At 73.6% G+C, this 21,134-nt stretch carries 24 protein-coding genes; 6 read left to right on the top strand and 18 right to left on the bottom strand.

All coding sequences use genetic code 11. The annotated features are described in order from the left end of the window. The first annotated feature begins 14 nt into the window (after nucleotides 1-14). Together K1J57_RS12425 and K1J57_RS12420 are read left to right on the top strand one after the other, a co-directional pair. Entirely contained in the window at nucleotides 15-536 is a 522-nt protein-coding gene (locus K1J57_RS12425; protein ID WP_220564591.1) for a YbjN domain-containing protein, read from the top strand. 96 nt (nucleotides 537-632) lie between these two features. After that, the gene (locus K1J57_RS12420) at nucleotides 633-1,379 is read left to right on the top strand and encodes a phosphoglyceromutase (RefSeq protein ID WP_220564590.1); all 747 of its coding nucleotides are present in this window, start codon (nucleotides 633-635) and stop codon (nucleotides 1,377-1,379) included. A gap of 70 nt (nucleotides 1,380-1,449) precedes the next feature. On the opposite strand, the gene K1J57_RS12415 is transcribed toward K1J57_RS12420, so the two are convergent. Continuing rightward, nucleotides 1,450-1,812, bottom strand: coding sequence for a DsrE family protein (locus K1J57_RS12415; protein WP_220564589.1), 363 nt, complete (start codon nucleotides 1,810-1,812; stop codon nucleotides 1,450-1,452). A gap of 21 nt (nucleotides 1,813-1,833) precedes the next feature. Then, a complete protein-coding gene (locus K1J57_RS12410; RefSeq protein WP_220564588.1) occupies nucleotides 1,834-2,601 on the bottom strand; it encodes an E3 ubiquitin ligase family protein in 768 nt (255 codons plus the stop codon). A gap of 188 nt (nucleotides 2,602-2,789) precedes the next feature. Between K1J57_RS12410 and K1J57_RS12405 the strand changes: the two genes are divergently transcribed. The 3 genes from K1J57_RS12405 to K1J57_RS12395 all read left to right on the top strand — a co-directional run bounded on the left by K1J57_RS12405 (nucleotide 2,790) and on the right by K1J57_RS12395 (nucleotide 5,158). Continuing rightward, complete coding sequence (locus K1J57_RS12405) at nucleotides 2,790-3,341, top strand: FABP family protein (RefSeq protein WP_220564587.1); 552 nt, start codon at nucleotides 2,790-2,792, stop codon at nucleotides 3,339-3,341. Between the two features lie 332 nt (nucleotides 3,342-3,673). Further along, nucleotides 3,674-4,702 carry a folate-binding protein YgfZ gene (locus K1J57_RS12400; protein WP_220564586.1) on the top strand — a complete coding sequence of 343 codons (1,029 nt, stop codon included), beginning with the start codon at nucleotides 3,674-3,676 and terminating at the stop codon, nucleotides 4,700-4,702. A gap of 54 nt (nucleotides 4,703-4,756) precedes the next feature. Then, entirely contained in the window at nucleotides 4,757-5,158 is a 402-nt protein-coding gene (locus K1J57_RS12395) for a DUF2568 domain-containing protein (protein WP_220564585.1), read from the top strand. Here K1J57_RS12395 and K1J57_RS12390 read toward each other — a convergent pair. From K1J57_RS12390 to K1J57_RS12335, 13 genes are all read right to left on the bottom strand, one after another. After that, nucleotides 5,145-5,855, bottom strand: coding sequence for a DUF4352 domain-containing protein (locus tag K1J57_RS12390; protein ID WP_255647003.1), 711 nt, complete (start codon nucleotides 5,853-5,855; stop codon nucleotides 5,145-5,147). The genes K1J57_RS12395 and K1J57_RS12390 overlap by 14 nt on opposite strands. 57 nt (nucleotides 5,856-5,912) lie before the next feature. Next, on the bottom strand, nucleotides 5,913-6,833 hold the full coding sequence (locus K1J57_RS12385; protein WP_220564584.1) for an NADP-dependent oxidoreductase: 921 nt from the start codon (nucleotides 6,831-6,833) through the stop codon (nucleotides 5,913-5,915). Between the two features lie 109 nt (nucleotides 6,834-6,942). Further along, nucleotides 6,943-7,653, bottom strand: coding sequence for a type 1 glutamine amidotransferase (locus tag K1J57_RS12380; protein WP_220564583.1), 711 nt, complete (start codon nucleotides 7,651-7,653; stop codon nucleotides 6,943-6,945). 9 nt (nucleotides 7,654-7,662) lie between these two features. Then, the gene (locus K1J57_RS12375; RefSeq protein WP_220564582.1) at nucleotides 7,663-8,919 is read right to left on the bottom strand and encodes a MurT ligase domain-containing protein; all 1,257 of its coding nucleotides are present in this window, start codon (nucleotides 8,917-8,919) and stop codon (nucleotides 7,663-7,665) included. An 83-nt stretch (nucleotides 8,920-9,002) separates the two neighbouring features. Then, nucleotides 9,003-11,093, bottom strand: a complete 2,091-nt coding sequence (locus tag K1J57_RS12370; RefSeq protein WP_370634651.1) for a hypothetical protein — start codon at nucleotides 11,091-11,093, stop codon at nucleotides 9,003-9,005. A 194-nt stretch (nucleotides 11,094-11,287) separates the two neighbouring features. After that, nucleotides 11,288-12,865 (bottom strand): alpha/beta hydrolase, encoded by a 1,578-nt coding sequence (locus K1J57_RS12365; RefSeq protein ID WP_220564581.1) that lies wholly within the window; start codon nucleotides 12,863-12,865, stop codon nucleotides 11,288-11,290. Nucleotides 12,866-13,066: 201 nt separating this feature from the next. After that, nucleotides 13,067-13,372: a DUF1416 domain-containing protein gene (locus tag K1J57_RS12360; protein ID WP_220564580.1), complete on the bottom strand. Its 306-nt coding sequence runs from the start codon at nucleotides 13,370-13,372 to the stop codon at nucleotides 13,067-13,069. Beyond that, complete coding sequence (locus K1J57_RS12355) at nucleotides 13,369-14,214, bottom strand: sulfurtransferase (protein WP_220564579.1); 846 nt, start codon at nucleotides 14,212-14,214, stop codon at nucleotides 13,369-13,371. The genes K1J57_RS12360 and K1J57_RS12355 overlap by 4 nt, the downstream gene beginning before the upstream one ends. 83 nt (nucleotides 14,215-14,297) lie before the next feature. Continuing rightward, complete coding sequence (locus K1J57_RS12350) at nucleotides 14,298-14,720, bottom strand: DUF4395 domain-containing protein (RefSeq protein ID WP_220564578.1); 423 nt, start codon at nucleotides 14,718-14,720, stop codon at nucleotides 14,298-14,300. Nucleotides 14,721-14,794: 74 nt separating this feature from the next. Beyond that, nucleotides 14,795-14,839: a hypothetical protein gene (locus K1J57_RS34140; RefSeq protein WP_370634678.1), complete on the bottom strand. Its 45-nt coding sequence runs from the start codon at nucleotides 14,837-14,839 to the stop codon at nucleotides 14,795-14,797. Nucleotides 14,840-15,058: 219 nt separating this feature from the next. Beyond that, nucleotides 15,059-15,391: a thioredoxin family protein gene (locus K1J57_RS12345; RefSeq protein ID WP_220565482.1), complete on the bottom strand. Its 333-nt coding sequence runs from the start codon at nucleotides 15,389-15,391 to the stop codon at nucleotides 15,059-15,061. A 170-nt stretch (nucleotides 15,392-15,561) separates the two neighbouring features. After that, nucleotides 15,562-16,260: a DUF2993 domain-containing protein gene (locus tag K1J57_RS12340; protein WP_220564577.1), complete on the bottom strand. Its 699-nt coding sequence runs from the start codon at nucleotides 16,258-16,260 to the stop codon at nucleotides 15,562-15,564. Nucleotides 16,261-16,458: 198 nt separating this feature from the next. Continuing rightward, on the bottom strand, nucleotides 16,459-17,580 hold the full coding sequence (locus K1J57_RS12335) for a putative quinol monooxygenase (RefSeq protein ID WP_255647002.1): 1,122 nt from the start codon (nucleotides 17,578-17,580) through the stop codon (nucleotides 16,459-16,461). A 272-nt stretch (nucleotides 17,581-17,852) separates the two neighbouring features. Here K1J57_RS12335 and K1J57_RS12330 point away from each other — a divergent pair, with 272 nt between their 5' ends. Then, entirely contained in the window at nucleotides 17,853-18,653 is an 801-nt protein-coding gene (locus K1J57_RS12330; RefSeq protein ID WP_220564575.1) for an HAD family phosphatase, read from the top strand. A gap of 295 nt (nucleotides 18,654-18,948) precedes the next feature. Here the strand turns inward: K1J57_RS12330 and K1J57_RS12325 are convergent, their stop codons facing one another. The 3 genes from K1J57_RS12325 to K1J57_RS12315 form a co-directional block, all read right to left on the bottom strand. Beyond that, a complete protein-coding gene (locus K1J57_RS12325; RefSeq protein WP_220564574.1) occupies nucleotides 18,949-19,908 on the bottom strand; it encodes an NAD-dependent epimerase/dehydratase family protein in 960 nt (319 codons plus the stop codon). Nucleotides 19,909-20,126: 218 nt separating this feature from the next. Beyond that, a complete protein-coding gene (locus K1J57_RS12320) occupies nucleotides 20,127-20,225 on the bottom strand; it encodes a 30S ribosomal protein bS22 (RefSeq protein WP_017621272.1) in 99 nt (32 codons plus the stop codon). A gap of 206 nt (nucleotides 20,226-20,431) precedes the next feature. Then, a complete protein-coding gene (locus K1J57_RS12315; RefSeq protein WP_220564573.1) occupies nucleotides 20,432-21,067 on the bottom strand; it encodes a histidine phosphatase family protein in 636 nt (211 codons plus the stop codon). Nucleotides 21,068-21,134: the final 67 nt, after the last annotated feature.

The following is a 21,134-nucleotide window of genomic DNA, read 5'->3' as shown; positions in this document are numbered from 1 at the left end:
AGGAACGGGACGACGTGGGAGAACGAACGGCGCGCACGGCGGCGATCGAGGCGATCGCCCTCGCGGTGGCGGAGGCCGGCCTGGAGGTGGAGCGCCCCCGCGAGGGGTCGTTCCTGGTGACCCTGCCGGGTAAGGCCAGGCTCAAGACCCTGGTGTGGCTGGAGGCCGGACCGCACAGCCTCACCCTCACCTCGTTCTTCTGCCGCCAGCCGGACGAGAACCACGCCGGGTTCTACCTGTGGCTCATGCGCAAGAACTCCGACATGTACGGGATGGCGTTCGCAGCCGACGAGGTCGGCGACGTGTACATCCGCGGGCGGCTGCCGCTGGAGGGGGTCACCCCCGACGAGGTGGACCGGCTGCTGGGCTGCGTGCTCACCTACTCCGACGAGAACTTCAACGGCGCGCTGGAGCGGGGGTTCGCGTCCGCGATCCGCAAGGAGTGGCGCTGGCGCGCGGAACGCGGCCACGACATGCGCAACCTGCGCGCGTTCGCCCACCTCGCCCCCGAGGACCACGCGGGCGGCGCGGGCTGAGCGGGGCGGCGCGGCACCCGCGGGATCCCGGGGCCGTGGGGCAACCGCCTCCCCCGGGCCGGGGCGCGTTCACCGCCAGGCACTAGGCTTTGCCCCATGGGAACTCTGGTACTGCTCCGACACGGTGAGAGTGTCTGGAACGCGAAGGGCCTGTTCACCGGTTGGGTGGACGTGGACCTGTCGGCCGCCGGCGAGGCCGAGGCGCGCCGCGGCGGCGAGCTGCTCAAGGAGGCCGGCCTGACGCCGGACGTCCTGCACACCTCGCTGCTCAAGCGGGCCATCCGCACGGCGAACCTCGCGCTGGAGACCGCCGACCTGCACTGGCTCCCGGTGCGGCGCAGCTGGCGGCTCAACGAGCGCCACTACGGCGCCCTCCAGGGCAAGGACAAGGCGCAGACGCGCGAGGAGTACGGCGACGAGCAGTTCATGATCTGGCGCCGCTCGTACGACACCCCGCCGCCGCCGATCGCCGACGACGACCCGTACTCGCAGGCCGGGGACGCCCGGTACGCGGACCTGCCGCCGGAGCTGCTGCCGCGCACCGAGTGCCTCAAGGACGTGCTCGACCGGGCGCTGCCGTACTGGTACGACCAGATCGTGCCGGACCTGGCCGCCGGCGGGACCGTGCTGGTGACGGCGCACGGCAACTCGCTGCGCGCGCTGGTCAAGCACCTGGACGGGATCGACGACGCCACGATCGCCGGGCTCAACATCCCGACGGGCATCCCGCTGGTGTACGACCTGGACGACGAGTTCAAGCCGAAGGTCCCCGGCGGCACCTACCTCGACCCGGAGGCCGCGAAGGCCGCCATCGAGGCGGTCGCCAACCAGGGCAAGAAGTAGCACCCACCGTTTCCCGTGCCCGCGCCCCCGAGGGGCGCGGGCACCGTCGTGTCCGGGCCCCGCGGCGGGCTCAGTAGACCAGGGGCCTGGCGCCGTCTGCGGTGATCTCCTCCACGAAGGCGGCGGCCCCGGCGATGCGGGCCCCCTCCAGGAGGTCGTCCTCGGTGAGGCCGCGCCGGGCCGCGCACTGGGTGCACACGGTCACGCTCCCGGCCGCCAGGACGCCCGCCAGCAGGTCGGCGAGCGGGGCGGCGTGCGGGAGGGAGAACTCCTCGGCCCGGCCCGGGACGGCGAACCAGGAGGCCTCGCCGGTGAGCCAGAGGGAGACGGGCACGCCGGAGGCCACGGCGGTGGCGGCGACGGTGAAGCCCTGGTTGCAGCGTTCGGGGTCGTCGGCGCCGGCCGTGACCTTGATCACTAGGGAAGGGGGCATGGCCGTCAGCCTATCGGGCGCTCACAGCCCCAGCAGGACCAGGAGCACCCCGGACAGGGCCGTCACCGCGAAGGCGACCGTGACCAGCAGCGCCTCGCGGCGGCGCGGGGAGGCGTGCCGGGGCCCCTCGACCACGCCGTGTTCGACGGTGAGGGCGCCGTCGCTCGGCGCCGTCAGGACGATGCGGCCGTCCCGGGCCCGCAGCTCGCCGGTGACGCGCACGCGCGCGCCGGGCCGGACGACCCACTCGCGGTACTCGAACTCGATGGTCTCGCCGCGGAACACCCCGGAGATGCGCCCGCGCACCCGGGGCAGCAGGTCGTCGGCGGGCGAGGCGACCCCGGGCTGGGGGCGGCCCACGACGCGCTTCAGGCACAGCTCGGCGTCCCGCGGGCGGGGGGCGTCGCGGGGGTCGACGAAGATCCGCTCGCCGTCCAGCGGCCGCCCCTCGGCGACCAGGCCGAACAGGTCCTCGGAGCCGTAGTCGGCGATGGAGTCGCAGGTGCGCTCCTGCACCGCGCCCTCCTGCTGGAGGGGCAGGTAGTGGCGCAGGACCTCGTGGCCGTGCCAGACGCACTCCACGCCGGCCAGCCCGGAGGCGACCGCCCCGGCGGGCCCGGGGGCGGCGATCCCGGTGAGCGTGACGCGCTGCCCGTTCCGGGCGGCCAGGGCCGCCGGCTCCAGCCTGGCCAGCCCCAGCTGGCGACGCCAGCGGCGCAGGGCCAGGGCCGCGAGCGGAAGCAGGACCAGAGCGGCCACGAGCAGCACAGAACCGATCACCAGTAACACAGGCCGCCCCTTTGACGCGCTTCGGAGGTAGGGACGCGGGCGGGTCGTCACGCGCCCCGTGGACACGCCGCGTCGTCCACCATCTTTACCAGTTCTCCGAGAAAGCGGGGCCAATTGGGCATGTCCAGTCGGCTACCCCGGAATGGCGGTGGCGGCCCCACTGCCGGGGGCCGCTACGCTCTGGTGTCATGCACGCTGATGTACACCCCGATCTGGCGAAACTGTCCTTCCTGCTCGGCCGCTGGGAGGGCGTCGGCGTCGCCGGATACGCCGACGAGGAGGAGTTCCAGTTCGGCCAGGAGATCGTGTTCGAGCACCGGCCGGACCTGCCCTACCTGGAGTACCGCAGCTCGGCCTGGCGGATGAACGCGGACGGGACCCTGGGCGACCTGGTCACCGAGGAGTCCGGCTACTGGCGGGCGCTGTCGGAGGAGGACACGGCGAACCGCGAGGAGGGCGCCCCGGTGATCCACCTGGAGGTGCTCATCACGCACAACGAGGGCTTCCTCGAGTCGTACGCGGGCAACGTCTTCGCGAACCGGGTGGAGATGGCCACGGACGCGGTGCTGCACACCTCCACCGGCCTGGACGTGACGGCCTCGCACCGGCTCTACGGCCTGTTCGGCGACAACCGGGAGACCCTGGGCTACGCCTGGGACCTGGCGGCGCGCGGCCACTCGCTGCGCTCGTACATGTCGGCCCAGCTCAAGCAGGTCGCCAAGGGCGCCGAGGAGGGCTAGCGGAACACGGGGCCGGGGCCCGGAAGAAGAGAAACGGACCCCGGGCCACTTCCCGCCGGTGTGGGCGGGGCCGGTCGGACCATCTCCGGCGGCCCGGGATCCGGGTGTCCGTTGGGATTCGCTGCGAACGAACGTCGCGCGAACGCGAGCTCGTCCTAGCGGACGGCCACCTCGCCAGTCCTAAAAGACTTCATCTTCTGGACCACCTCCTTTCCTGCGTGACACCGAAGGTACGTCCTGTGGGACCCTCGGGGCAAATGTTTTTTCTGTCGGAGAAATCGCAGGTCAGAGACCTGTTTTCGGTCGCCCCGGCGGATGGATAGTCTCGGGGTATGACTTCGCCGCTGCTGAGCACACCGGGCGCCGTGGGCGCCGACTCCCCCGACTCCGGGGTCGCCGCGCACTACGGCGACCCGGCCCACGAGGGCCGCGCCATCGAGCGGTCGAGCGCGTGGGTGGACCGGAGCAACCGGGGTGTGGTGACGGTGACCGGCCCCGACCGGCTCACCTGGCTGAACGACCTCACCAGCCAGCTCACCCGGGGGCTGGCCCCCGGGACCGGCACCGAGGCGCTGGTCCTGGACACGCAGGGGCACCTGCGCCACCACCTGTCGCTGGTGGACGACGGCACCACGACGTGGATCCACACCGAGCCCGGCGAGGGCGCGGCCCTGGCGAAGTTCCTGGACTCGATGCGGTTCATGCTGCGGGTCGAGGTGGCGGACCTGGGCGGGGAGCGCGCCGTGCTGACCCTGGTGGGCCCGGAGGCGGCGCGGGCGCTGGAGTCCGTCGACCTGGACGGCGTCCCGGTGCGCGTCTCGCCGGACGGGACCGACCTGTTCCTGCCCGCCGAGCGGCTGACGGCGGTCGCCGAGGCGCTGACGGCCGCCGGGACCCGGCCCGCCGGGATGTGGGCCTACGAGGCGTACCGGATCGAGCACCACCGGGTGCGCCCGGGACTGGACACCGACGAGCGCACCATCCCGCACGAGGTGGACTGGGTGGGCGACGCGCGGCCGGTGGCCCTGGACAAGGGCTGCTACCCGGGCCAGGAGACGGTGGCCCGCGTGCACAACCTGGGCAGGCCGCCGCGGCGGCTGGTCATGCTGCACCTGGACGGCACCGCCGAGCGGCTGCCGGCGGTGGGCTCGCCCATCGAGCTGGACGGCCGCACCGTCGGTCGGGTGGGCACCTCGGCCCGCCACCACGAACTGGGGCCCATCGCCCTGGGGGTCGTCAAGCGGTCCGCGCCGACCGACGCCGACCTGCTGGTGGAGGGGATCGCCGCGGGCCAGGAGGTCGTGGTGGACCCGGACACCGGCGCCAACGCCAAGATCGACCTGCGCCGCCGCCCCCGCTAGGCGCCGGCCCCCCTCTTCCCCCGAGTACCTTCTTCCCCCCGAGAGGTAGGGACGTTGTCCCTGAGACCGTGGATGCTGGTGGTGCGGCTGCTGCTGGAGCTGACCGCCCTGGTGGCGCTGGGCTGCGCGATGTGGGCCCTGCTGCCGGACCTGCGCTGGGTCGCGCCGTTCGCCGTTCCGCTGCTGGCGGCCGTCGCCTGGGGGGTGTTCGCCGTTCCCGGCGACCCGTCCAGGTCGGGCCGCGCACCGGTCGCGGTGCCGCGGCCGGTGCGGCTGCTGGTGGAGTGGGCGGTGCTGTTCGGCGCCGCCGCCGCGCTGGCGGCCGCCGGGGCCGCGACCGCGGCGCTGGCGCTCACCGGGGTGCTGGTGGTGTACCACCTGTGCGCCTACGACCGGGTCCTGTGGCTGCTGGCCCTGCGGGAGCCCGCCTCCCGCAACGGTCTCAGCCAGGGGTGATGGGGGCGACCCCGCCGAGCATCACCTCGGAGAACTCCGTACCGACGGGCGCCGTGAGGACGACGTAGCTGGTGACGGTGGTACCGGGGTTGATCTCGTCCCACAGGTAGTCCCAGGCCACCGTGAACTCCGCCTCGGCGTCGTTGACGAACTCCTTGCCGTCCGTGGTCAGGGCGGTGGTCCCCGCGGTGTCGAAGACCGCCGGACCGCTTCCCTCGTTCGTGACGTGGAGCCGGTAGACGTGGTACTCCATCCCGGACGGCGCGGTGGCGTGGGTGCCCATGCCGTCCGTGATGCTCGTGTCCGTGTAGCAGGTGTCCACCACGACGTGGAACGGGCCGAAGGCCGTGGACGCCCCGGTGTAGGCCGACGGCGGGACGCTCTCCGTGTCCGGGCCCGCGCTGTCCTGTCCTTCCTCGGCCCCCTGCGGCCCGGAGCCCTCCGTTCCGGGCTCCGGCGGACCGGGGTCGGCGGACTCCGGGTCCGGCGGCCCGTCGGGCTTCTCCTCGGCGGCGGGCGGGCCGGGATCCCGCGGAGCGGGTTCCTCCCCCACGGTCACCCGCACGGTCGGGAGCGTTGAGGCGGTGAGGGCGGCCACGGTCGCGGTGCAGCCCGCTCCGGCGATGAGCACCGCGACGGGGATCGCGGCGACGCGGAGTACGCCGCCCGATCCCCGTCGCCGGTCATTGGCATCCATACCAATGTGACACGCAACACATTTTGTTCATTCCGGCCGCTTCCGGCCATCAAGGTCTCAGACGGTCAGCACGATCTTGCCGCGGGTCCGCCCCTCCTTGCTCAGCCGCCACGCCCGGGCGGCCTCCGCCAGGGGCAGCTCGTGCTCGACGTGCACGGTCAGGACACCGGCGTCGGCCATGCCGGCCAACTCGACCAGATCCTCGGAGGAGGGCCGCACCCACAGGTAGTGGCCGCCGAACCGCTCCACCTCCGCGTCGGCGACGGAGACCACCCGCCCGGCGCCTTCGGTCAGGGGCAGGCTCTGCTCGGCCGCGCCCCCGCCGACGAAGTCCATCACCGCGTCCACCCCGGCGGGGGCCAGCGCGCGGACCCGCCGCACCAGTCCCTCCCCGTAGGTCACCGGCTCCGCCCCCAGCGAGCGCAGGAAGTCGTGGTTGCGCTCGCTCGCGGTGCCCAGGACGCGGGCGCCCAGCGCCCGGGCGATCTGCACCCCGAGGGAGCCCACGCCACCCGCGGCCGCGTGGACCAGCACCGTGTCGCCCTCGCGGACCTCCGCCCGGCGCAGCGCCTGGAGGGCGGTGAGGCCCGCCAGGGGCACCCCGGCCGCCTGCGTCCAGGACATCGACGCCGGCTTGGGGGCGAGCAGGCGCACGCTCGCCGAGACCCGTTCGGCGTAGGCGCCGTTCTGCGCCCAGTCCTTGCGGATGTAGCCGAAGACCTCGTCGCCCACCCGGTACTCGGGCACGTCGAAACCAACCGCCTCGACCACCCCGGCCACGTCCCACCCCGGGACCATGGGGAACCCGGCCTCCATGACCGGGTCCAGCCCGCCCGCGGCGAGCTTCCAGTCGACGGGGTTGACCCCCGCCGCCCGCACGCCGATCAGGACCTCGGCCGGAGCCACCTTGGGCTCGGGCAGTTCCACCTCCCGCAGGGAGTCCTCCGTGCCGTACTGCTGCAACGCCATCGCCTTCATGGAGGCGACCCTAGCCGCCCGCGGCCGCGAACCCGCCCGGGCGCGCCGCCCGGAGACGGGGACGGCCCGGCGGGAGACCCGCCGGGCCGTCGGTGCCGCGTGGCGTCCGTCAGGACAGCGCGGCGGCGAGGCGCTCCTCGTGCAGGCGCTCGCCCCAGGCCGGGGGCAGCGGCGCCAGCTGGCCCACACGCCAGCGCAGCAGCAGGTCGGCCAGCTGCGGGTTGCGCGGCAGCGCGGGACCGTGCAGGTAGGTGCCCAGCACCTGGCCCTGGTAGGCGCCCTCGGTGCGGTCGTCGTTGCCGATACCGCGGACCGTGGTGGACAGCGGCCGGGCCGACGGCCCGATCGCGGTGCGGCCCTGGTGGTTCTCGAAGCCGGTGATGCGGCCCACCCCCAGGGACGGGTCCACGTCCGCGACGATCTCGCCGACGGCGCGCGTCTGGCCGCGGCCGCTGCGGATGTCGAGGATGCCGATGCCCGGCAGCGGGTTGGCCTCGTCGTCGCCGTAGCTCTCGCCGATGATCTGGTACCCGGCGCAGACCGCGAAGACGCAGGCGCCGCGGGCGGCGGCGCGGGCCAGGCCGCCGTCGGCGCGCAGGCGCTCGGCCGCCAGGATCTGCGGGCGGTCCTCACCGCCGCCGAGCAGGTAGATGTCGCCCTGCTCGGGCACATGGTCGCTGGAGTGGACGTGCACGATCTCGGTGGGGATGCCGCGCAGCTCGGCCCGCCGCTGCAGGATGAGGACGTTGCCGCGGTCGCCGTAGGTGCTCAGCAGGTCGGGGTAGATCCACACGATCCGCAGTGCGCTGGTGTTCGTCATGGGTGTCTCCTACTGGACGCGGCCGTAGGCCGTGCGGATCTGCTGGAACGCTGTGTAGTTGGCGATGAGGTCGACCTTGGTCAGACCGGGCTGCTCGGCCCTCAGCTTGGCCAGCACCTCGTCCACCCGGTCGGCGACCTCGAACCGCACGCCGTCGGTCTCCAGGCGCAGGGCCAGGTCGGTGCGGCGCTCGCCCATGACGAACACGCGGCGGTCGCGCAGGACGGTGTAGTCGACGTCCCACAGCCAGGAGGTGTCCTTGCCGTCGGGGACCTGCGCGTTGACGGAGAGGATCACCGGGGTGGTGGGCGGGTCCAGGACGGCGAAGGACTCCAGCCAGCCCGCCGGGTTCTTGGCCAGCAGCAGGCGGACCTCCACGCCCATGGTGACCACGGAGGTGTAGCGGCCCGCGACCGAGGTGATCTCGCGCAGGCGCTCCACGGTGCGCTCGGGGTGCAGGCCGTACCCGGCCGCGGTGGCGGCGGCGATGGCGGCGTTGGAGCGGTTGGCGTCGCCGGGGAGGTTGAGGCGCAGCTTGATGCGCTGGCCCTCCGGGGTGATGAGCACGTCGGAGTCGTTGTCCGCGCCCCAGGTGGCCTGCGGTCGGGCGAGCCCGCACTCGGGGCAGGCCCAGTGCGGGTCCTGGTCGCGCCGGAGGTGGCCGCCGCACTCGGGGCAGCACCAGGAGTCCTCCTTCCAGCGCTGCCCGGCGGAGACCCAGGTGGCGTGCGGGGCGCCCATGCCGGCCCAGGCGACGAGCGGGTCGTCGGCGTTGGCGATGACGTGGGTGTTGCTCTTGCCCAGGGCGGTGCGCCAGCGCTTGGCGAGGAGGTTGATCTCCGAGGCGCGGTCCATCTGGTCGCGGCTGAGGTTCATCAGGACCACGAACGCGGGCTGGGTGGCGACCAGGACCTGCGGCAGGTACTTCTCGTCCACCTCCAGGACGCCGTTGACGGCGGACCGGTTGTTGGACAGCGCGGTGATGTGCCCGGTCGGCATGTTGGCGCCGTGCTCGTTGGTGGCGACCTCGCCGAGCTCGCGCAGCGCGTGGGAGATGAGCCGGGTGGTGGTGGTCTTGCCGTTGGTGGCGCTGACCAGGGCGAGCCTGCGCCCCTTGGCGAGCTTGGCGAGCAGGTCGGGTTCGACCTTGAGCGCGATCTTGCCGCCGATCACGGAGCCGTCGCCGCGCCCCGTGGCACGGGACAGGCCGGCCGCACTCCTCCCCAGTACCGATGCCAGTTGGGCGCGCAAGGGAAGCTCGCTCATGTACTCTCCACGATCGCTTGATCACCTGCGCCGATGCGTTGCGGCGGCGGGCGATGTGTCGGGCCAAGCCTATTGTCCACCGGCTATCGGACCCGCCAGTCCAGCCGCTCCGGCGGTGGCCCGAGATTGGGCGGCACACGGCCCGGTGCGCCGTCGTTCCCCACGGGTGCCGGTGCGGTCCCGGCGGGTGTGTCGGGGACGGCGGCGGCGGGGAGAATGCGGGGCCGGACCGGTTCCGGCCGGTCGTGCTCCCCCGCTCCCGTACCGGGCGCGCCGTCACTTTCGTGGCCACTGGTCCGGGAGTCGTCCATTGTGGCCAGTGTTGCCGTGGACAGGGTGAGAATACCCGGATTGGTGTCGGTGAGGACAGGACCGCCGGGGCCCAGGACCACGGCGGCGGTGGCCGGCAGGGCGAGCAGCGCCTCGGCGTCGGGGGTGAGCGCGCGGGTGTGGCGGGCGGCGTCGCCCTCCGCGTCCAGTGGGGCGGCGGCCCACTCCTGGGAGGAGGTGGCCTCCCCCCACACCGTGGCCGATCTCACATGGCGGACCAGGTCCAGCGGGGCGACGGCGGCGGCCGCGCTGCGGATGACCGCGCCGGACTCGGTGTGCGGGGAGGCGAAGTAGCGGTCGTCGGCGACCACCTCGGCATCCGGGTCCTCCTCGGGGGTGATGGCGGTGTCCCCGACCTCCTCGGCGACCGCCTCGGTGAGCCGGTGCAGGGTCAGGCCGCCGCCACCGGCCGCGGCGACCGCGGTGGCCGCGGCGGCGGCCCCCGCCGCGGTCTCCTGGCGCATCACCACGGGCAGCCGGCCCGGGGAGGAGAACCGGTCCAGGGCAGCGGGCACGGCGTCGCGGAACATGAGGACGACCTCCACGCCGCCGGTCCCGGCCGCGGACAGCACCTGGTCGAGCTCGCCCTCCGGCAGGGTCTCGGCCCCGCACACCACCACGGTGCGCCCGCGCGGGCCGCGCGGCCGCCGGAGGGCGTCCGGCCCGCCGGGCACCTCCAGCAGTTCGCTGAGCGCCGCCACCGCGTAGGTGCCGTACACCCGGGCGGCGACCCCGCCCGAGGCCCGGTCGGTGGAGATGATCTTGACCTGGGCGTACCCGCCCTCCTCGGCCCGGGTGCCGACCGCCTCGAACGGGGAGAGGCGGCGCTCCAGCTCCCAGGCGCGCTCCCAGGGGTCGTCCGCGCAGCGTTCGCGGACCCGGGCGCGCTGGCCGGGGGTGAGCAGGGCGAGCGCCGCGTCGTCCTCGGCGGCGTCGTCCTCGGGGGTGATGAGGGCGCGCAGGCCGCCGATCAGCTCGGCGATCCCGGCGCGGGGGCCGAGCACCTCCATGAGCCGCAGCAGCAGGGTCTCGTCGGCGTCGGGGTCGTCGGCGCCCCCGGAGGCGGCGGCGACGGCGGAGAGGATGCGGGCGCGCTGCCCGGCGTCCAGGTCGGTGCCCAGGGTCATGCCGGGCAGGTCGGCGGGGAGCACCCAGCGGCGCGGGGCCACGGCGCAGCGCCGGGCCAGCCGGACCAGGTCGCGGGTGACGGAGCGGCCGGTGAGGTCGACCACGGTCAGGTCGCCGCCCTCGCGCAGCCTGGAGACGCCGATGGTGGTGAGCAGCGCCGACCAGCCGGCGTCGGCCCCGCCGGCCACGAGGACGGCGTCGGTGTCGGGCGGGGCGGTGACCCCGTGCCAGAGCGGCTGGGCCTCGAACGCCCGGCAGGCCGCCTGCCAGGCGGCGTGCGCGCGGGCGTGCCCGTCCAGGCGGTCGTGCAGCTCGCGCTCGCGGGCCGCGCGTTCGGCCTCCTGCCGCTCCCGGACCAGCTCCAGCCGCCGGGCGGCGACCTGCCGGTTCTGCACCAGGGCGATGCCGAGCGGGACGGTGATGGCGGCGCAGGCCAGCACCCCGGCGACGGCGAGGGTGGCGGGCAGCACCCGCATCGGCCACAGCACCAGGCACAGCAGGGCGAACGCGCCGAGCCCGGCCAGGGCGAGGTACAGGGGGCGGTCGGTGCGGTCCTCGGCCTCGCGCCGGGCCTCCTCCGCCTCCGCGGCGGGGTCGGCGGCCTCCCCGGGCGCCGGCCGGCGCGGCGGCGGCCCGGGCGGGGGCAGCAGCACCGCGTACCGCCAGCCGAGATAGGTGCGCGCGGCCGCGCCGTCCGGCCGAGGGGTGGGGGGCACCGTCCGAACACCTCCTGGGCGGCCGCCCGCGGGGCGGCCGGGGTCGGGATCCACTCGGGACTCGCGCGGGCGGGGCCTCGCGCTTCTGGACGATGGTGTCACCGCCGGGCGGCCTTGTCACCGCCCGACCCGCGGCCTGTGGACGGCGACGGCGCACGTCCGGCCCCCGGCCCCCGGGCGGCCGGGGCCGGGGGCTAGAACGCGGGGCAGCTGAGGCCGGGCTCGGGGGCCTGACCGGTCAGCAGGTAGGCGTCGATCGGGTCGTCCACGCAGGGCAGGCCGTAGCCGTACACCGTGTGGCCCGAGCCCTCGTAGGTGACCAGGGTCGCGGTCTCCAGCTGGCCGGCCAGCTCCCGGGCCCAGCCGTACGGGGTGGCCGGGTCGCCGACGGTGCCGACCACCACGAGCGGCGGCGCGTCGGCGGCGGCGAACCCGGTCGGGGCGGTCTCGGTGTCGGTCCAGTAGGCGCAGGGCAGCTGGCCCCACACCAGGTCCGGGCCGAAGAACGGGGTCTCGGCGGCGATCGCCTCGGCCGCCTCCCGGTACGCCTCCGGGTCGGTCGGGTCCACCCGGTCGGCGCAGTTGACGGCGGTGAGCGCGGCCTCGGTGTCCGCGTACGGGTCGCCCGCCGGCTCCTCCCCGGCCGTGGCCGCCTCCTCCTCTTCCTCCCCGACGCCGTAGGTGGTGTCGTAGAGGGCGTCCAGCAGTTCGCCGGACTCGGCGGAGCCCTCGGCCAGCGCGGTCAGGGTGCGGGCCAGCTCCGGCCAGGAGGTCTCGTCGTACAGCGCCAGGCCCACCATCCCCAGCAGGGTGGGGCCGTCCACGGGCATGTCGCGGGCGGTGGCCGGCTCGGCGTCGAGCCGGTCCAGGATCCGCGTCATCTCCGTGTCGGCGGCCTCGGGGCCGCTAAACGGGCAGGTCCCGGCGGCGGAGCAGTCGGCGACGAACAGCTCCCAGGTCTCCTGGAACGCGGCCGCCTGGTCCTCGGCGACCTCCAGGTTGGGCCGCTCGGTCTCCACGGCTCCGTCCAGGACGAGGGCGCGGGTGGTCGCGGGGAACATCTCCGCGTACAGGGCGCCGATGTAGGTGCCGTAGGAGTAGCCCACGTAGCTCAGGGCGTCGTCGCCCAGCGCCTCGCGGATCAGGTCGAGGTCGCGGACCACGTTGACGGTCCCGATCTCGGCCAGGAACCCGGCCCCCATGGTCTCGGTGCAGGCGTCGGCGTAGGACCGGGCCGACGACGTCAGGCGTTCCAGTTCGGCGTCGGTGACGGCGGTGGGATCCTGCACCCGCAGCTGGGCCTCGGCGAACCTGTCCCAGTTCCCGCAGGCGAACCCCCCGCTGTCGCCCACCCCGCGCGGGTCGAAGGCGACCAGGTCGAAGGCCGAGCGGATGCCGTCGGAGAACTGCGGGTAGGCCAGCATCTCCACCCCGGACTCGCCGGGCCCGCCCGGGTTGAGCACGAGCGATCCGATCCGCTCGTCGGGGCCGCCGGAGGCGGGCACCCGGGCCAGCGCGATGTCGATCGTCTCACCGTCGGGGTCGTCGTGGTCGAGCGGCACCGACAGGGTGCCGCACTCCAGGGCGGCGGTCCACTCGGGGTCGCCGTCCTCGGGGACCTCCTCCCGCCCGCCCCCGTCGTGGCAGGGCTCCCACTCGATCGCGGACGCGCCGCCCGGGTCCTGCGGCGCCTGCTGCGGGAGGAACGCCGAACACCCCGTGACCAGGAGGACCACCGCTCCCGCGAGCCCCCACACCCCCGTGTAACGCACCTGTCGGCTCCCCTTCTCCGCACGGCCCCGTCGCCGCGTCCCTGTTCTGCTACAGGGGGTGGGACGAAACGCCCGCCTCGGCGGTTTCGCGGTCGTCCACTGACGGAACGTGCCGTATGCCACAAGGAGAACACGACGGGGCGCCGGGGAGAACGAACCGTTCTCCCCGGCGCCCCGTGTCGTCGTGCGCCCGTCCGGCGGTCAGGCCTGGACCTGGAGGTCCACGACCTTTCCGACCTCGGCCGTCACCGGGTACTCGCCGGTGAAGCCCTTGGAGGCCAGGACGCGGACCTTCCAGTCGCCGTCGGCGGCGAAGAACCGGAAGGTCCCCTCGTCACCGGTGGCGACCTCCCCGACGAAGTCGTCGGAGGCGTTGAGCAGGCGCGCGTACGCCCCGCGCAGCGGCTGCCCGTCCCGGGTCACCGTGCCCTGGATGACCGCCTGGTTCCCGGCGTCGACGTCGGCGAGGGCGACCCCGCCGACCGGCGCTCCGCAGCTGTCGCTCACTTGGCCTCCGCCTCTCCCAGCTCGATCGGCACGCCCACCAGGGAGCCGTACTCGGTCCACGAGCCGTCGTAGTTCTTGACGTTCTCCAGGCCGACGATCTCGTGCAGGGCGAACCACGTGTGCGAGGAGCGCTCGCCGATCCGGCAGTAGGCGATGATGTCCTTCTCCAGGTCGACACCGGCCTCCGTGTAGAGCTCGCGGAGCTCCTCGGCGGTCTTGAAGGTGCCGTCCTCGTTGGCCGTCTTGGCCCACGGGATGTTGCGCGCGGTCGGGATGTGGCCCGGGCGCTGCGACGTCTCCTGCGGCAGGTGCGCGGGGGCGAGCAGCTTGCCGACGAACTCGTCGGGCGAGCGCACGTCCACGAGGTCCTTGGTGCCGATGGCCTCGACGACCTCGTCGCGGAACGCGCGGATGGTCAGGTCCTGGTCCTGGGCCCGGTACTCGGTGGCGGCCCGCTCGGGGACCTCCTCGACGAGCTCGCGGGAGTCCAGCTCCCACTTCTTGCGGCCGCCGTCGAGCAGGCGGACGCTCTGGTGGCCGTAGAGCTTGAAGTACCAGTACGCGTAGGCCGCGAACCAGTTGTTGTTGCCGCCGTAGAGGACGACGAGGTCGTCGTTGCCGATGCCCTTGGCGGACAGCAGCTTCTCGAACCCGGTCTTGTCCACGAAGTCGCGGCGGACCGGGTCCTGGAGGTCCGTCCTCCAGTCGATCTTGACGGCTCCGGGGATGTGTCCCTTGTCGTAGGCGGACGTGTCCTCGTCGACCTCCACGAGAACGACGTTGTCGTCGTCCAGGTGAGCCTCCACCCAGTCGGCGTCCACAAGGACGTCGGAGCGGCTCATGGGGAACCTCCTGATCGATTCTTCTGCTGCGTGCGGTGTCGCGTGTGTGTGCCCGCCGGAGCGCGGGGTCCGGGGACGGGGGTTCAGGCCGGCTTCCCCGCGGCCGCGAGGCGGCGGCCGAGGAGGTACGCCTCGCATCCGGCGCAGAGGCCGAAGGCGGCGTTGAGGAAGGCGGCGGTCAGGGCGAGGGCGGTCGCGGCCGCGCCGAGCCACTCGGGGCCCACCAGGTATCCGGTGAGTCCGAGGGCGGCGAAGGCGAGCCCCACCCCTTGCGCGAACCGGGGCGGCCGGGCGTCCTCCGTCTCGGAGGGCGGCCCGATCCGGGGCCGTACGACGGCGGAGAACAACAGGGCGTAGGGCGAGTAGCGGACACCCGCCAGGACGCCGACCGCGAACACCGCGGCCTGGAGTCCGAGGATCCAGGGCTGGGCGAAGGCGAGGGCGGCGGCCAGGACGAGGGTGGTCAGAGCAGCGGCGAAGCGCTGTCCGCGAGGATCGACCTGCATGACTGGTGGTCCCTGCGTGCACGGGAAGGGGGGTCGGTCGCGCGAGGGGGCGAGGGGCTTCCGGCCCGAACGCCCTAGGGACAAGGACAGAGCGCGGCGGCGACGCGGCAGAAGTCCACCGCCCGTCGCTTCGTGAGATACGCGCTCGTCAAGGAAGTCACGTCCTTGACGCTACAGGCCCCTTAACGTGTTTGTCACGGGTGGCCTGGATCACAGAACGGTGCATTCGGGCCGGTCGGGACGGGTGTGCCCCGCGTCCGGGGGGCCGATCCGCCGGCGGGGCCCGACGTATTCCCTGGTCAACCGGTCGGGAATAGGACGGGGCTCGGTCGGCGGGGTCAGGAGACCGCGGCGCCGATGGCGGCGATCACATCGGCCTTGCGGGGCTGCCCGCTCGCGCGGCGCACCACCGTGCCCCGCGCGTCCAGGACCAGGACCGTGGGGGTGCGCATGATGTTCAGGCGGCGCACCAGGTCCAGGTGGGCCTCGGCGTCGATCTCGACGTGCGCGACGCCCCCGACCATCCCGGAGACCTCCTCCAGGACGCGGCGGGTGGCGCGGCAGGGCTGGCAGAAGGCGCTGGAGAACTGGACGAGCGTGGCCCGCTCCCCCAGCCCGGCGCCGATGTCCCGGGCATCCAGGACTGTGGCGTCCTCGGTCTCGGCCGCCATGGCCCCCTCCTCTCCTTCTCCTCCTGCGCCGGCTCCCCCGACGCCCGTCGCCGCGGCGGGGGTGGTCGGCCCCCGTCCGCGGAAGCGCCCCTGACCCCGCCGCCACAGCAGCCCCAGCGCGGTGGCCGCGGCCAGGGTGGCGGCGAGGACGGACGCGCCTACGGGGTCCATCAGGCGGCCTCGGCCCCCATCAGCGGGACGTTCTCGGCGGTGCCGTCGACCCGCAGGCCGCCGGAGACGGCCTCGGCGTCGGTGACGGTCATGCCGTAGGGCATCTGCGGCACCGGGAACGACACGGTCATCATGCTGGAGACCAGGCCGCTGACGTCGGTGGGCGCGTTCTCCACCTGGATGTCGGTGGGGGTGGCCGAGACGACCCCGTCCTGGACGGAGATCTCCAGGGCGGCCGACACCGGAACGCTGATGCCCAGGTCGGCCACGGCCAGCTCGCCGCTGGCGTAGGGCTTGCCGCCCTCGGTGGAGACCGTGATGCCCTCGGGCAGGAAGGGGTTGAGGATCGAGTAGGGCAGGACCGCGGAGCCGTCGATCCGGCCGGCCGTCACCTGCGGGTCCGACATGAGGTCCGACAGCGGGGCGTCGACGTCCAGGGCGTGGACCTCGATCTGCTCCACCGGGTACTCGCCGAACGTGGCGGAGGGCGCGGAGATGACGATCTCCTCGTAGGTGCCGCCGAAGGCCTGCGGCAGGAAGGCCCAGCCCCCGATCTCGACCGTGGGCTCCTGCTCCATCTCGAACTGCTGCCGCACCTGGCCGGCGATCATGTTCTGCGCCAGGGAGCGTCCCCCGATGTCGGCGCCAACGACGAGGGCCGCCAGGAGGATGAGGAGGACGACAAGAAACTTACGCATCTGGAATCCCAGCACACTTTCTTTCGCTCCGGCGCGGCTCTCGGCCCGTGGACTCGGCCGGTCATCGTCACACGCCACCGGTGTCCGGGGGACACCGTTCATGGGGAACCTGTAGGGAAGGGTACTTCACCGTCCATAGGACGCCCCGGAGCGTACAACGGTTCTCGCCCGGGGCGGGTTCCTCCGAGATCCCCGAGGTCAGCGGGGCATCAGCAGGGCGGCCAGGCCGTCGCTGGCGGCCGCGCCGGAGAGAGCGAGTTCGATCACGTTCGTGGCGACCACGTGGGCGCCCGCGCGGCGGCCGAACTCGACCACGTGCGGCTGCTGCTCGTGCTCCTCCTTGGCCAGGTCGTCGCGGTAGATCGCGTAGACGATGCGCTGGAGCGGCGCGCTGGGCACCGTGTGGCAGGCGAACAGCAGGGTGTCGGGCTCGCGCGAGGCGACCTCCTCGACGACGGCGTCGGCGATCCGGTCGAAGCCGGCGCCCTGCCCCTCGGCGAGGGTGTAGATGGTGATGACGCCGCGCAGCTTGGCGGGCGGCGCCTGGCGCACCGGCGGGCCGTCGTAGTAGTCGTCGTACGGGTCGGCGTTGCGGCGCTTGCGGCGCACGGGCTCCTCCAGGAGTTCGTCTTCGGGGTCCCCGGCGGCGTCGTCACCGTAGTCGTCGTAGTAGTCGTCGTCCTCGTCGTAGGCGTCGCGCCGCGGGCGCGCCGCCAGCGCGGCGGCCCCCCAGAGCGCGGCGACCGCGCCGAGCATGAGCAGCGGACCCCCGAAGCCCAGGCCCAGCCGGCCCACCAGGATCGACAGGAGCGCCGACAGCGCGACCAGGCCGAGGATCCGCAGGTGGTGGACGCGGTCGGCGGGGCGGCGGGCGACCGCGACGAGGGCCGCGACGAGGAAGGCCGCGACGACGACCTGGGTGATGTTGGTGAGCGAGCGCGGGATGAGGTCGTAGTGGTCGCCCAGGGGCGGGAAGGTGTCGCCGAACCGGCCGCTGATGCGGTCCATGCTCAGGACCACGAGGGGGACGATGGTGAAGGCGCTCAGGACCAGGCGCGAGGCGAACCGCCCCTGCGCGGAGCGGACGCCGTACTCCAGGGCGCCCCAGGCCATGTAGAGCGGGCCCAGCAGGCTGATGCCGATGTGGAGCAGGCGGAAGGTCGCGTTGTTGAAGTCGAACAGCGCGCCGACCACGGCGGCGCTCAGCCCCACGGTCAGCCCGAGGGACGCGATGAGCCACGCGATGACGGTCACTCCGGGGCGCCGCTGGGCGTAGGCGGCGAGCGCGGCGGTGGCACTCCAACCCACCAGCGCGCTCATGAATGCGAGTCCTACGATCACCATCCCGACAATGATGATGCACGTGAGCGGGTGGGTGTGCACTCCCTACTGGTACGTGAGGACCTTTTCGGGGAAGATCCCGCAGAATGACGGGCAAACCCGCTTTCCCTACTGTGACCTTCATCACGCGAATTACCGCCGTGTCCCAGAGGCTCCGTCCTGCTCACCGGGGGTCGTAGGCTCGCATCCACAGGGGGATCAGGCCGTCGAGGACGGTGCCGCCGACTCCCCACCCGAGCCAGGAGAGAACCGTGTCACACGACGTCGTGTCCCCGACTCCGGCGGGGGCCGCCTTCTTCGATGTGGACAACACCCTGATGCGGGGGGCGTCGATCTACCACTTCGCCCGCGGCCTGGCCGCGCGCGACCTGTTCACCACCCGCGACCTCCTGCGTTTCGCGTGGGGCCAGACCGTCTTCCGGGTCACCGGGAGCGAGCAGCCGGACCACATCAACGCCGCCCGGGAGGCGGCGCTGGCGTTCGTCGCCGGACACGACGTCGACGACCTCGTGGGCCTGTGCGAGGAGATCTACGACGAGACCATGGCCGACCGCATCTGGGAGGGCACCCGGGCCCTGGTGCAGCGGCACCTGAGCGCCGGCCAGCCGGTGTGGCTGGTCACGGCGACCCCCGTGGAGCTGGCCCAGATCATCCGCCGCAGACTCGGGCTGACCGGGGCGCTGGGCACGGAGGCGGAGAGCGTGGACGGGGTGTACACCGGGCGGCTCAACGGCGACCTGCTGCACGGCCCGGCCAAGGCGGTGGCGGTGCGGGAGCTGGCCGTCAAGCACGGCTGGGACCTGGCGGACTGCTCGGCCTACAGCGACTCCTCCAACGACCTCCCGCTGCTGTCGCTCGTGGGCGACCCGAACGCCGTCAACCCGGACGGGGACCTGCGCCGGTACGCGCGCACCCACGGGTGGCCGGTGCACGACTTCCGCACGCACCGCCGGGCGCTGAAGGTGGCCGTCCCCGCGGCGGCCGTGGGCGCGGCGGTGGGCGCCGTGGCCATCCGCGCCGCCCGCCAGCGCAGAGCCCTCCCGGGGGCCTGAGGGGCCTCCTGGGGAGCCGGGCGGGGCCGCGCGGCCGGGAGGGGCCGGGACCGGGGAACGCGGGGGCCGTGGGGCCCCTGGGACGCGCGGGGACGGCGGGTCGCGGGCCGGGGGCCCGTGGAAGATCCGGGGAAGGTTCGAAGACCTCCGGGCGGCGGACCGGGGAAACCTCGGTGACCGCCACCGGACCGGAACCCCCGCGCACGGCGAGGCGCCGACCGGTGCGCAGACCCGCCGGGGCGGACACGCGACGGCGCGGTACGGCGGGGCGGGAAAACGGGGCGGGGAGTCCGGGTCAGCGGCCCAGGGTGGTCTTGGCCAGGGCGAGCACGTGGACCGGCCGCAGGCGGGCGCTCCGCGGGCGGCCACCGTCGCGGCGGCGGGGGGACCGGCGGGGGCCGCGGGCGTCGGCGTAGGACTCGAAGGCCTCCGCCGAGCTGTGCGCCGGGATCCACTCCAGGACCCGCTCCAGCTCACCGGTGTTCAGGGAGGCGGCCAGGCCCGCGGTGACGGCGCGCGCGGCGCTGGCGGTGGCGTAGTCGATGCGGCCGCGGCGGGCCACGCCGCGCAGCACGCGCAGCCCGGAGGCCGGGACCGGGAACCGGTGCCCGCCGATGCGGCGCAGGCACTGGGAGAGCGGGACGCTGTCCTTGCCCGCCACGTCGAAGAACCCGGTGCCGTCGCTGAGCGCCATGCGCACCAGGGCCTCGACGCCGTCGTCCTCGTGCAGGAAGCGCACCCGCGGGTCGCTGCCCATCACCGTGGGCACGACCCGGGAGTCGAGGTAGCGGGTGAGCGGGGTGTCCACGCCCGGCCCGATGAGGTTGGCGAACCGCAGGACCGCCACCTCCAGGTCGGGGCGGCGGCGCTGCAGGCCGCGGGTGTGCCGCTCGACCTCGGCCGCGTCGTCGGCGTCCAGGGTGGCGCTGGAGCGGACCACCAGGCGGCGGACCGTCGTGGAGCGCTGCGCGGCGGTCAGCACGCGCATCGTCCCCAGGACGTTCTCCTCGCGGTGGGCGCTGTGCGCGTTGTCCAGCCCCAGATGCAGGACGAGATCGGCACCGGAGTCGGTGACGATCTGTCCCAGGCTTTCGTCGTGCAGGTCGACATGGGTGTAGTCGAAGCCCGTCGTGGCGGCGGGCGGCGCCGAATCGGCGCCGATCACCCGGCGTACACCGGGCTCCGCACCCAGGGCCTGCGCGACCCTGGCGGCCAGGGGGCTGGACACCCCGGTGACGAGTACGACACGAGCCATGGCGACACGTTCCTTGGAAGGAGACGATGAGTGACGGTGCGCGGACCGTTCACCGCGGAGGTGAAGCGGTGACCGCGACCCGTGAGACACAACGATGTCCCGACCGGAAAATTCCGTCACGTTGGTCGAGGCATCGCCGAAATAGGGAATTTCTCCGCGTCCGGGACATGCCGGGGCACGCCCACGCCCGCGGAGAGACGACGATCGCCGCGACGGTACTACTTCTTGTTGCGACGCGCGATACGCGTGCGCTTGAGCAGCTTGCGGTGCTTCTTCTTCGCCATGCGCTTGCGACGCTTCTTGATGACGGAACCCATCAGGGATCACCCTCTCGCTGACGATGGATACAGAGCATGCCGCACCGCCGTGGCGGATCCGGCAAGGGGTCCGGGTGCGCGGGGCCCCGGGATCGCGCGCAGTGCGCGGACCGCGGGGTCGGGGGCCCGTCCTGGGACGGCCGCCGACGGACGTGCGCCCACCGCACCCGAAGGCCCAGCTTACCGCTCCGGGTGTGCGCTCCGGGTCAGGCCCCGGGGACGGAGGGGCCCTCGACGTACAGGGACGCCGCGGGCTCCGCGTAGCTGACACTGGCCAGCCGCTCGTCGACGAAGGTCAGCGAGGTGACACTGGCGAGGTTGCATTCGCGCAGGTCGGGGCGGTGCCACAGGCGCCTTCCTTCGGCCGCGCGGCGCGACATCCAGATGGGCAGCTGGTGGCTGACGCACACCGCCTCCCGGCCCCAGGCGGCGCGGCGGGCGACCTTGATGGCCGAGACCATGCGCGCGAGGATCTCCTTGTACGGCTCCCCCCAGGACGGCAGGAACGGGTTGTACATCCGGCTGACCACCCGCGGGTCGCGCACCGAGCTGCGGGACAGCGACATGCCCTGGAGCTTGTTGGACGCCTCGATGAGGCGGTCGTCCAGGGTGACCGGCAGGTCGAGCATCTTCTGGAGCGGGACCGCGGTCTCCTGGGTCCGGTCCAGCGGCGAGGAGTACAGGGCCGCGATGTCGTGGCCCTCGAACCACTCGGCGGCCATCTCGGCCATCTGCTGCCCGCGTTCGCTGAGGTGGAAGTCCGGGAGCCTGCCGTAGAGCACCTTGTCCGGGTTGTACACCTCGCCGTGCCTGAGCAGGTGCACGACGGTGGTCGTCGTCATGGTCGAATGTCTTTCCTTCGGGGATCTGGTGGGGCCCGGCGGGCCTGTGTGCGGGGCTGCGCCGGGG

The organism is Nocardiopsis sp. MT53, assembly GCF_019598965.1.
Lineage (GTDB): Bacteria > Actinomycetota > Actinomycetes > Streptosporangiales > Streptosporangiaceae > Nocardiopsis > Nocardiopsis changdeensis.
The sequence above is the reverse complement of the archived record's forward strand: the minus strand, read 5'-3'. Positions and strand labels throughout refer to the sequence as shown.

Excerpts from the sequence above, each read along its gene's own strand:
- K1J57_RS12415 (WP_220564589.1), bottom strand. The coding sequence starts at position 1,812 with ATGCCCCCTTCCCTAGTGATCAAGGTCACGGCCGGCGCCGACGACCCC.
- K1J57_RS12345 (WP_220565482.1), bottom strand. The coding sequence starts at position 15,391 with ATGGCGGCCGAGACCGAGGACGCCACAGTCCTGGATGCCCGGGACATC.
- K1J57_RS12400 (WP_220564586.1), top strand. The coding sequence starts at position 3,674 with ATGACTTCGCCGCTGCTGAGCACACCGGGCGCCGTGGGCGCCGACTCC.
- K1J57_RS12420 (WP_220564590.1), top strand. The coding sequence starts at position 633 with ATGGGAACTCTGGTACTGCTCCGACACGGTGAGAGTGTCTGGAACGCG.
- K1J57_RS12325 (WP_220564574.1), bottom strand. The coding sequence starts at position 19,908 with ATGGCTCGTGTCGTACTCGTCACCGGGGTGTCCAGCCCCCTGGCCGCC.
- K1J57_RS12405 (WP_220564587.1), top strand. The coding sequence starts at position 2,790 with ATGCACGCTGATGTACACCCCGATCTGGCGAAACTGTCCTTCCTGCTC.
- K1J57_RS12350 (WP_220564578.1), bottom strand. The coding sequence starts at position 14,720 with ATGCAGGTCGATCCTCGCGGACAGCGCTTCGCCGCTGCTCTGACCACC.
- K1J57_RS12380 (WP_220564583.1), bottom strand. The coding sequence starts at position 7,653 with ATGACGAACACCAGCGCACTGCGGATCGTGTGGATCTACCCCGACCTG.
- K1J57_RS12335 (WP_255647002.1), bottom strand. The coding sequence starts at position 17,580 with ATGAGCGCGCTGGTGGGTTGGAGTGCCACCGCCGCGCTCGCCGCCTAC.
- K1J57_RS12340 (WP_220564577.1), bottom strand. The coding sequence starts at position 16,260 with ATGCGTAAGTTTCTTGTCGTCCTCCTCATCCTCCTGGCGGCCCTCGTC.
- K1J57_RS12390 (WP_255647003.1), bottom strand. The coding sequence starts at position 5,855 with ATGGATGCCAATGACCGGCGACGGGGATCGGGCGGCGTACTCCGCGTC.
- K1J57_RS12355 (WP_220564579.1), bottom strand. The coding sequence starts at position 14,214 with ATGAGCCGCTCCGACGTCCTTGTGGACGCCGACTGGGTGGAGGCTCAC.
- K1J57_RS12320 (WP_017621272.1), bottom strand. The coding sequence starts at position 20,225 with ATGGGTTCCGTCATCAAGAAGCGTCGCAAGCGCATGGCGAAGAAGAAG.
- K1J57_RS12315 (WP_220564573.1), bottom strand. The coding sequence starts at position 21,067 with ATGACGACGACCACCGTCGTGCACCTGCTCAGGCACGGCGAGGTGTAC.
- K1J57_RS12375 (WP_220564582.1), bottom strand. The coding sequence starts at position 8,919 with ATGAGCGAGCTTCCCTTGCGCGCCCAACTGGCATCGGTACTGGGGAGG.
- K1J57_RS12385 (WP_220564584.1), bottom strand. The coding sequence starts at position 6,833 with ATGAAGGCGATGGCGTTGCAGCAGTACGGCACGGAGGACTCCCTGCGG.